This is a genomic window from Zavarzinia sp. (assembly GCF_049306435.1).
Taxonomy (GTDB): Bacteria; Pseudomonadota; Alphaproteobacteria; order Zavarziniales; family Zavarziniaceae; genus Zavarzinia.
This window is the reverse complement of sequence record NZ_JBAQRT010000022.1, coordinates 1-7,331: the sequence shown is the minus strand read 5'-3', so window position 1 is coordinate 7,331 and position 7,331 is coordinate 1. Positions and strand designations below refer to the sequence as shown.

The following is a 7,331-nucleotide window of genomic DNA, read 5'->3' as shown; positions in this document are numbered from 1 at the left end:
GCCCTCGCGCCGATAGGCCGCCCGATGCTCATCCGTCCACGCCACAAATCACCTCCGTCAAGCCGACGGATTCGGTGAATCACACAACCCTGCCGGGCGCAATAGGCTTTTGGGTCAGGCTCTAAGTCCGATTTAAAGCCAAATAATAAAGACGTACCCTGCACAACGACTCTACAATTCCTTCCTAGGAGAGGTAAATTACACTTATCCACCACGATGAGATCAAATGATATTTATCGTGGATTTCCAGGAGATGTATTTGCATTTACATTTATTCAGGAACTAGTGGCCAACACCCTTGGCCTTGAAGTTGGAAATTATAGCCATTTCGTTGGCAGCTTACATCTGTACGATTGCGATGAGCCCAGGGCTCGCGACTATCTTAGTGAGGGATTCCAATCACCAATCAGTATGCCCCCGATGCCTCATAGCGACCCCTGGCCTTCGGTTTCTTGGCTACTTCGAGCTGAACAGCTAATAAGATCCGGCTCCCCAGTACCGCCAGCAGCCGACATAGATTCATACTGGGTTGACTTAGCTCGGTTACTTCGGATGAAATATTTATTTGACAAGAAGGACAGACGGCAATTGATTCAAGTAAAAAATGAAATGACATGCCCCGAATACGCCGCATTTGTCCGTGGACGACACATCGCACTGCAACGCAATTTGGATATCCAACTGAAGTTGCCGGGCATTCCAACCGTAGCCCAGGAAGAAAACACGCCATGAGTCCACGCGACAGGATAAGAGCCTCTCAATTAGAGCAATTAATAGTTAGTTTTCAGGAAACAAATGGACCTCTTCCAGGAATTCTATCTATAGAATACTTAAGGTCCCTAGTATATCAACTCATTGACAGCATTCGTAGAATCGAATTTGCTCACTATATAAGAGACGCGCCCCACCATCCATCAAGAATGGATCCAAATTCAGAATTGTTTGACCCCCTTCGAGCAGCAGTCTTACATAACAGGAACGGAAATACCGACGAAGCTTGGTGGCTGGTGTTCATGGCCACTCACTTTGGCAAGCATCCAATAGATGGATGGCGCCTAACACGAGACATTTATGGCAAACTCGGGCAAGGCTGCGGTCTTTGGGATTGGCCGGGAATTTCACACAACCCAATCGCCTTTAAAGCATGGCTGGAGAACAATGAAGATACCTTACGAGGCGGAGACGGAGTCTCTCGGAGATTTAGCAATCACCGCAAGTACGAAAGTTTGAAGGCTCGCTCCAATAAAGGGACAGCAGCCGTTTTAATTTCTTATGTAAATTGGATCACCCCTCCAAGGCGACATGCAGAAATTGTTAGAGAATTGCATCAGGTCGTTGGCCAAAATCCGCATCAAGTTTTCGCGGCTTTATATAAATCAATGGACTCAGTGCTCAGGTTTGGACGGCTAGGAAAATTTGATTTCCTCGCGATGCTAGGAAAATTGGATATCGCGCCAGTCGCCCCAGGTTCGACATTTCTTAGTGGAGCGACGGGGCCTCTGGCCGGTGCACGATTATTATTTTGTGCAGATAGAAATTCGGAAGCTTCCGCATGTCATCTCGAAGAAAAATTAGTACGCTTTAGCCAATATACCAATCTTCCTCCGCAAGCTCTAGAAGATGCAATTTGCAACTGGCAAAAGTCCCCTCACGTCCACAAGCGATTCAGAGGGTAATTTTGTCCATGCTTATTTGATTCCAATCATATCGACGCTTCAGCCAATTCATATGCGACAACGAAATACGCTTATAATGCTGAAGCTGCCCTACAACAATTCCCGGCGAAACTCCAATCCGCCGCGCAAATCGAAGGATCGGGTCTCTTCTCAATGGGAGATTGAGTAATTCTGACAAATAATTTCTAGGAATAAGAACTTCCGCTGCAAATTCGTTGGCCTCCCCTTCCTCATCTGAAGTGACCTCGCTCTCATCTTCCAGAAAAATTGCATCGCCACTATGCAAAAGGAGATGCGCCGCTTCATGGAAAAAGGTAAACCAAAATTGATCGTCTGATCGATACCGGAAACTAAGTACCATCAATGCTTTATTGGGTGACAAGAAGCGAGTTGCACCGCTTGCTGGACACCCTTTTGGCGTTCGAGCGACAACGACAGAAACCCCAGCCTCCGCACATAGCTTTCGGAGCTTTGGCAAAAAGGTTGCAGGATCTTTTTGCCATGTGAGCGATCTCACCGCCTGCAGGTTTTCCTTAAACAATTCTGGATCCCAATCGGCGCAAGGCGTAAGTTCGGCAATCAGCTCAGCCCATCGCAGCCAGGCAGTGATGGCCCCGGGGTTTGCCCTAGCCGAGGCCGACATACGAAATGCAGCTGCAGCAGATGCACCGGCATACTTTACATTCCATGCAGCCACATCAGGCACGCCGAATAACTTGAAGCATTCGCCAGCGGCCTCGGACGTAGATTGGAAGTCATCAATCCACCCAAGTTTCACCATTTCCCGAACGGGAAACTGTTTAACCCAAACCTCGCAGGCAATTTCAACGCACGTACTCTGAATCCGTTGAAAATCTGCACGATATTGCGCCTCTCGGGCTAACCAGAATGCTGAGGACGGCCCAAGGCATCGTGCCAGCCTATCTGCCAAATGCTCGTCCACGGATCGCAGGCCTAATAGCAACCGTTGAACCGATTCCACGCTTTCTCCAACAGCCTCAGCGAAACTCTCCCTCGATACGGCGCGGGATGACAAAATGGCCGATATGGTCACACCTGGAGGAACTGCCCAGTTCGGCTCAAAGTCATTGGATGGGGAATGTTTAATCATTGGTGCCTTGAATCCGTTGGATCAGAACTCGATGGACTGAGGACCAATCTATCTTGCCGTCCACAAGCCGCGGCTGTCTTTGGTGATTCGCCCGAATGAGAATGGTCAATCCCATTCCTAAATCCATTGCCAACTCGCCAGCCGGCGCCCCTTCCGAGGGCCGCAAGATAACGAGAGGCACATCGGTCAAGCACTCCGCAGCCTGCATATCTGCCAAACACCGCCTAAGCGTTGCTCCAAGTTCAGCTCCGTACAGCCCGTCCATACTGTCAGCGTTAAGACATATGTTCCGTAGAACCTTCGTCCGAAAGGCTATTTCCATGGTATGGGACGCACCATCTGCGAGGCCCTGAATGTTATAGACAGCATACTAAAGGTTGATTCCCTAGCAAAACAATAAGCCCCCCTACCCCGGCGGCCAGGGCACCAGCGCCGATACCTTCCGCATGTAATCCCCATAGCCTTCGCGGCGTTCCAGGCTGCGCTGGTCCATGAAGGGGATGCTGGCGAGGGTGAACATGGCGGTCATGGCGAGGGCGCCGGGGATGATCCACCACCAGTCTGCCGGCGCGGCGGCGAGGCCGAAGAGCATGAGGCCCCACCAGAAGGCGAGTTCGCCGAAGTAGTTGGGGTGGCGGGACCAGGCCCAGAGGCCGTGGCGGATGAAGCCGCCGGGCTTTCGCCTCGCGATGAAGGCGTGGAGTTGCAGGTCGGCGACGGTCTCGATCGCGATGGCGCTTGAGGTCACGACGACGGCGAGCATGTCGAGCAGGCCGAAGGGCGCGCCGCCCCGGGTCACCACGGTATAGACCGGCAGGCAGCCGAGGAAGACCTGCACGGTCGGGAACAGGTGGATGCCGGCGAAATCGGCGAGAATTGCCGCCTTGCCCGCCCGCTGGCGAACCAGGGGATAGCGCCAGTCCTCGTGGCCCATGCCGCCCCAGTGAACGGCCCAGTTCCCGGTCAGCCGGATCGCCCACAGGAAGACGAGCAGGGTGACGCAGAGCGCGCGCCAGGGATCGATGGCGGCGGCCTCGATGGCGCCCCCGCCCGTGCCGAACCAGTAGAGTGCGAGGAGGGGCGGGATCACGCTCCAATAGGGGTCATAGGTGCTGGAATTGCCGTAAAGCCGGCTGAAGCCGAAGATCGCCACGGTCGCCACCACATCGGCGGCGAGGGCGTCCCAGGGGGCGGGCAGACCGCCGAGGTAAAGGACGGCGCCACCCGCCGCGAGGCTGACGCCATAGGCGATGATGATGGCCGAATAGTCGGCCGGCTTTGCCGCCATGCGCAAGTCCCCCCCCTCGTCGTTGATCGACGTTTCTTTCGTGGGGGCAAGTCTAGACGCGGGCGGTCAGGCTGAATAGACCGGGGCCCCTTCTTCTCGCGCCAGAATGGCGGCAGCGTCGACGGCGCGGATCGGCCGGCCCGCCGTCACCTCGCCCCGCGCGAGAAGGTCGAGATAGCGGGCGCAGCAGACCCGCAGGAACGAGGTGAAATTGCCGAGGTCGTGGCCGGCGTCGGCCGCCTCGTGCCAGAGCCGGGTGATGAGCTGGTTGACGCTGAGCCCGTCGTGGCCGGCGATCCGGGACAGCACCCGCCAGAAATAATCCTCGAGGCGGATGCTGGTCACCATGCCGTCGATGCGCAGCGATTTGGCGCGGCTGGACCACAGCGACGGATCGGCGCCGATGAAGAGTTTGCACATGGCGAGGCCTCCCCTTTTCGCCAAAGGCTACGCCTGCCGCCGCGCCGGGGCCATGGCTATTCGGCGGCGGCGCGGGCGGCCCCCCGGTTCAGCAGCGCCATGAACTGGGCGAGCCAGGCGGGATGGGCGGGCCAGGCCGGGGCGGTGACCAGATTGCCGTCGGTCACGGCGCCGTCGACCGGAATTTCGGCGAAGGTGCCGCCGGCCAGCCGGACTTCCGGCGCGCAGGCGGGATAGGCCGACAGCGTCCGCCCCTTGAGGACACCGGCGGCGGCGAGCAGCTGCGGCCCGTGGCAGATGGCGGCGACCGGTTTGCCCGCCTCGAAGAAATGGCGAACCATGGCCAGCACGGCGGCATCGAGGCGCAGATATTCCGGCGCCCGGCCGCCGGGCACCACCAGCGCGTCGTAAAGCGCCGGATCGACCTCGGCGAAAGTGGCGTTCAGCACGAATTTGTGCCCGGGCTTCTCCGAATAGGTCTGGTCGCCCTCGAAATCATGGATCGCGGTCGCGACCTTGTCGCCCGCCGCCTTGCCCGGGCAGACGGCATCGACCGCGTGGCCGCAGGCCTGCAAGGCCTGGAAGGGCACCATGGTTTCGTAATCCTCGGTGAAGTCACCGATAATCATCAGGATCTTGCTGGCCATGCTCGTTTCCTCCGTTCACCCGTTTGTTGGCGGCATGATAGGAGGCTTTGGCCCGGCCCGGGTATTAGGGGCCTACTACGCCCTCAGAGCCTGTTTGGAAACCCCGGGCGGGTCGATCCGGCGGATCTTTCCGCGCCCCGCGGCGTCGCCGATCTTGCCGATATCACACGATATCGGCGGCGACCGCCTCCTTGCGGGACACGAAAATCTCTCGCCGGCTCTCAGCCGCCGGATTTCCAAACAGGCTCTCAGCGGAAGAAGGCGCGGCCGGCGGCCCACATCAGGACCAGGGTGATGACGGTCGCGACATAGCCCGGGCCCGTGTCCATCACCCCCAGCACCTGCCCGAGGGAACCCGCGACATCGACGGAAGACATGAGTTCGAACATGGCGGGCTACCTCTCCTTCTCGGGCTTCACCGTGGGGGCGAATGTCACCGTTATGGTTTTTTATCACTGACATTTCGTCAGCCCAAGAAAAATTCCAACCGCAGTTCGCGGTTGCGGGGCAAATTCCATTTTCGGCGAAGCGGCGAAGACCCGGCGAAAAAAGCCCCTTCCCTCGGCGCCATCGCCCGCTACCCTGCACGGCGACAAGACGAGGCGAGAATGACCGGCGGCACCGAAGACCTTCTGACCGACCGGCGGCTGCTGCGCCGCCGCCTGACCCGCTGGCGCGTGCTGGCGCTGCTGGCCTTGCTCGCCCTCGGCGCCTATGCCCTGCCCGGCGTCTTCGACGGCAGCCTGCGGCCCCATATCGCCCGGGTGACGGTGGAAGGCGTGATCGTCTCCAGCGACAAGGCGATCGCCCTCATCGACCGGCTGGCGGATGACGACAGCGTGCAGGCGGTGATCGTCGCGATCGACAGTCCGGGCGGCACCACCGTGGGGGGCGAGGCGCTGTATCAGGCGCTGCGCCGGCTTTCCGCGAAAAAACCCGTGGTCGCCTCGATCCGCACCCTCGGCACCTCCGCCGCCTATCTGATCGCGACGGCGGGCGACCGGATCTATGCTTATGAAACCTCGCTCACGGGTTCGATCGGCGTCCTCATCCAGGCGCCCGAATTCTCCAAGCTGATGGCCGAGATCGGCATCGGCGTGAACGAGGTGAAATCGGCGCCGCTCAAGGCCTCGCCCTCGCCCTTCGAGGCGATGTCGCCGGAGGCGCGGGCGGCGCTGCAATCGGTGATCGACGACAGTTTCGCCTGGTTCCGCGCCATCGTCGGCGAACGCCGGGGCCTTGCCGGCGACGGTCTGGCCCTTGTGACCGATGGGCGCATCTTCACCGGCCGGCAGGCGCTGGCGCTGAAACTGGTCGATGCCCTCGGGGCGGAGCCGGAGATCAAGGTCTGGCTGGCCGAGGCCAAGGGGCTTCCCGCCGACCTGCCGATCATCGACGTCGAGGTGGACGGTAGCCCCCTGTCGGCCGTGCTGAGCGGAAAAGCCTTTGTGCCTAAATGGCTTACCCTTGACGGCTTGACTTCGGTTTGGCACCCTCGCCTCGACTGACGGCAGATTGGCGAGGGATGCACGGGCCATGATCAAGTCTGAACTGATCCTGCGCCTCGCCGCCGCGAACCCCCATCTCTATCAGCGCGACGTCGAACGCATCGTCTCCACCATCTTCCAGGAAGTGGCCGATGCCCTGGCGCGCGGCGACCGGGTGGAGATCCGGGGCTTTGGCGCCTTTTCGGTGAAAAGCCGGCCGGCCCGCACCGGCCGCAACCCGCGCACCGGCGAGGCGGTCGAGGTGTCCGAGAAATTCGTGCCCTTCTTCAAGACCGGCAAGGAATTGCGCGAGCGCCTGAATGTCGACGACGAGCCGGCGCCGGCCAAGAAAAAGGCCGCCAAGGCTTGATCGACCCCCGGAAATCCGCCATGGGGGAGCCATCATGAAACTGCGCACCCTGCTCATCACCCTGCCGGTCATCGTCGTGCTGGTCGCCCTCGCGGTCGCCAATCGCGCGCCCGTGGTGCTGTCGCTCGACCCCTTCGGCGGGGCGACGCCGGCCTATGCCGTGCAGATGCCGCTGTTCCTCGCCCTGTTCGCCGCGCTGGTGCTGGGCATCCTGATCGGCGGCGGTGTCGCCTGGGCTTCGGGCTGGCGCCGACGCCGGCTGCTGACCCGCCGCTACAAGGTCCTGCAGCGCGAGGCCGAGTCGGCCAAGCCCCAGCCGAGCGGCCCCGTCG

9 protein-coding genes and 1 pseudogene are annotated in these 7,331 nt (G+C 59.7%); 5 read left to right on the top strand and 5 right to left on the bottom strand.

Going from position 1 to position 7,331, the window contains the following annotated elements:
* Window positions 1-165 precede the first annotated feature (165 nt).
* Together WAZ62_RS01245 and WAZ62_RS01240 are read left to right on the top strand one after the other, a co-directional pair.
* Window positions 166-732: pseudogene (locus tag WAZ62_RS01245) on the top strand (thymidylate synthase); the annotation flags it as partial.
* Entirely contained in the window at window positions 729-1,676 is a 948-nt protein-coding gene (locus WAZ62_RS01240; RefSeq protein ID WP_422641712.1) for a hypothetical protein, read from the top strand. The pseudogene WAZ62_RS01245 and the gene WAZ62_RS01240, both read left to right, overlap by 4 nt.
* Here the strand turns inward: WAZ62_RS01240 and WAZ62_RS01235 are convergent.
* The 5 genes from WAZ62_RS01235 to WAZ62_RS01215 all read right to left on the bottom strand — a co-directional run bounded on the left by WAZ62_RS01235 (window position 1,666) and on the right by WAZ62_RS01215 (window position 5,531).
* Complete coding sequence (locus WAZ62_RS01235; protein WP_422641711.1) at window positions 1,666-2,787, bottom strand: ImmA/IrrE family metallo-endopeptidase; 1,122 nt, start codon at window positions 2,785-2,787, stop codon at window positions 1,666-1,668. The genes WAZ62_RS01240 and WAZ62_RS01235 overlap by 11 nt on opposite strands.
* A gap of 406 nt (window positions 2,788-3,193) precedes the next feature.
* Window positions 3,194-4,075 (bottom strand): DUF1295 domain-containing protein, encoded by an 882-nt coding sequence (locus WAZ62_RS01230; protein ID WP_422641710.1) that lies wholly within the window; start codon window positions 4,073-4,075, stop codon window positions 3,194-3,196.
* Window positions 4,076-4,141: 66 nt separating this feature from the next.
* Window positions 4,142-4,495 (bottom strand): ribbon-helix-helix domain-containing protein, encoded by a 354-nt coding sequence (locus tag WAZ62_RS01225; RefSeq protein WP_422641709.1) that lies wholly within the window; start codon window positions 4,493-4,495, stop codon window positions 4,142-4,144.
* Window positions 4,496-4,551: 56 nt separating this feature from the next.
* On the bottom strand, window positions 4,552-5,142 hold the full coding sequence (locus WAZ62_RS01220; protein ID WP_422641708.1) for a DJ-1/PfpI family protein: 591 nt from the start codon (window positions 5,140-5,142) through the stop codon (window positions 4,552-4,554).
* A 248-nt stretch (window positions 5,143-5,390) separates the two neighbouring features.
* Complete coding sequence (locus tag WAZ62_RS01215) at window positions 5,391-5,531, bottom strand: hypothetical protein (protein ID WP_422641707.1); 141 nt, start codon at window positions 5,529-5,531, stop codon at window positions 5,391-5,393.
* Window positions 5,532-5,750: 219 nt separating this feature from the next.
* Here WAZ62_RS01215 and sppA point away from each other — a divergent pair, with 219 nt between their 5' ends.
* From sppA to WAZ62_RS01200, 3 genes are all read left to right on the top strand, one after another.
* On the top strand, window positions 5,751-6,650 hold the full coding sequence (gene sppA, locus WAZ62_RS01210; protein ID WP_422641706.1) for a signal peptide peptidase SppA: 900 nt from the start codon (window positions 5,751-5,753) through the stop codon (window positions 6,648-6,650).
* Between the two features lie 28 nt (window positions 6,651-6,678).
* On the top strand, window positions 6,679-6,999 hold the full coding sequence (gene ihfB, locus WAZ62_RS01205) for an integration host factor subunit beta (RefSeq protein ID WP_109907445.1): 321 nt from the start codon (window positions 6,679-6,681) through the stop codon (window positions 6,997-6,999).
* Between the two features lie 34 nt (window positions 7,000-7,033).
* Window positions 7,034-7,331 (top strand): hypothetical protein (locus tag WAZ62_RS01200; protein WP_422641705.1); only part of this gene is annotated, 298 nt, incomplete at its 3' end.

Coding starts and splice junctions, on each gene's coding strand:
- WAZ62_RS01215 (WP_422641707.1), bottom strand. CDS start 5,531: ATGTTCGAACTCATGTCTTCCGTCGATGTCGCGGGTTCCCTCGGGCAG.
- WAZ62_RS01230 (WP_422641710.1), bottom strand. CDS start 4,075: ATGGCGGCAAAGCCGGCCGACTATTCGGCCATCATCATCGCCTATGGC.
- WAZ62_RS01240 (WP_422641712.1), top strand. CDS start 729: ATGAGTCCACGCGACAGGATAAGAGCCTCTCAATTAGAGCAATTAATA.
- WAZ62_RS01220 (WP_422641708.1), bottom strand. CDS start 5,142: ATGGCCAGCAAGATCCTGATGATTATCGGTGACTTCACCGAGGATTAC.
- WAZ62_RS01225 (WP_422641709.1), bottom strand. CDS start 4,495: ATGTGCAAACTCTTCATCGGCGCCGATCCGTCGCTGTGGTCCAGCCGC.
- sppA (WP_422641706.1), top strand. CDS start 5,751: ATGACCGGCGGCACCGAAGACCTTCTGACCGACCGGCGGCTGCTGCGC.
- WAZ62_RS01235 (WP_422641711.1), bottom strand. CDS start 2,787: ATGATTAAACATTCCCCATCCAATGACTTTGAGCCGAACTGGGCAGTT.
- ihfB (WP_109907445.1), top strand. CDS start 6,679: ATGATCAAGTCTGAACTGATCCTGCGCCTCGCCGCCGCGAACCCCCAT.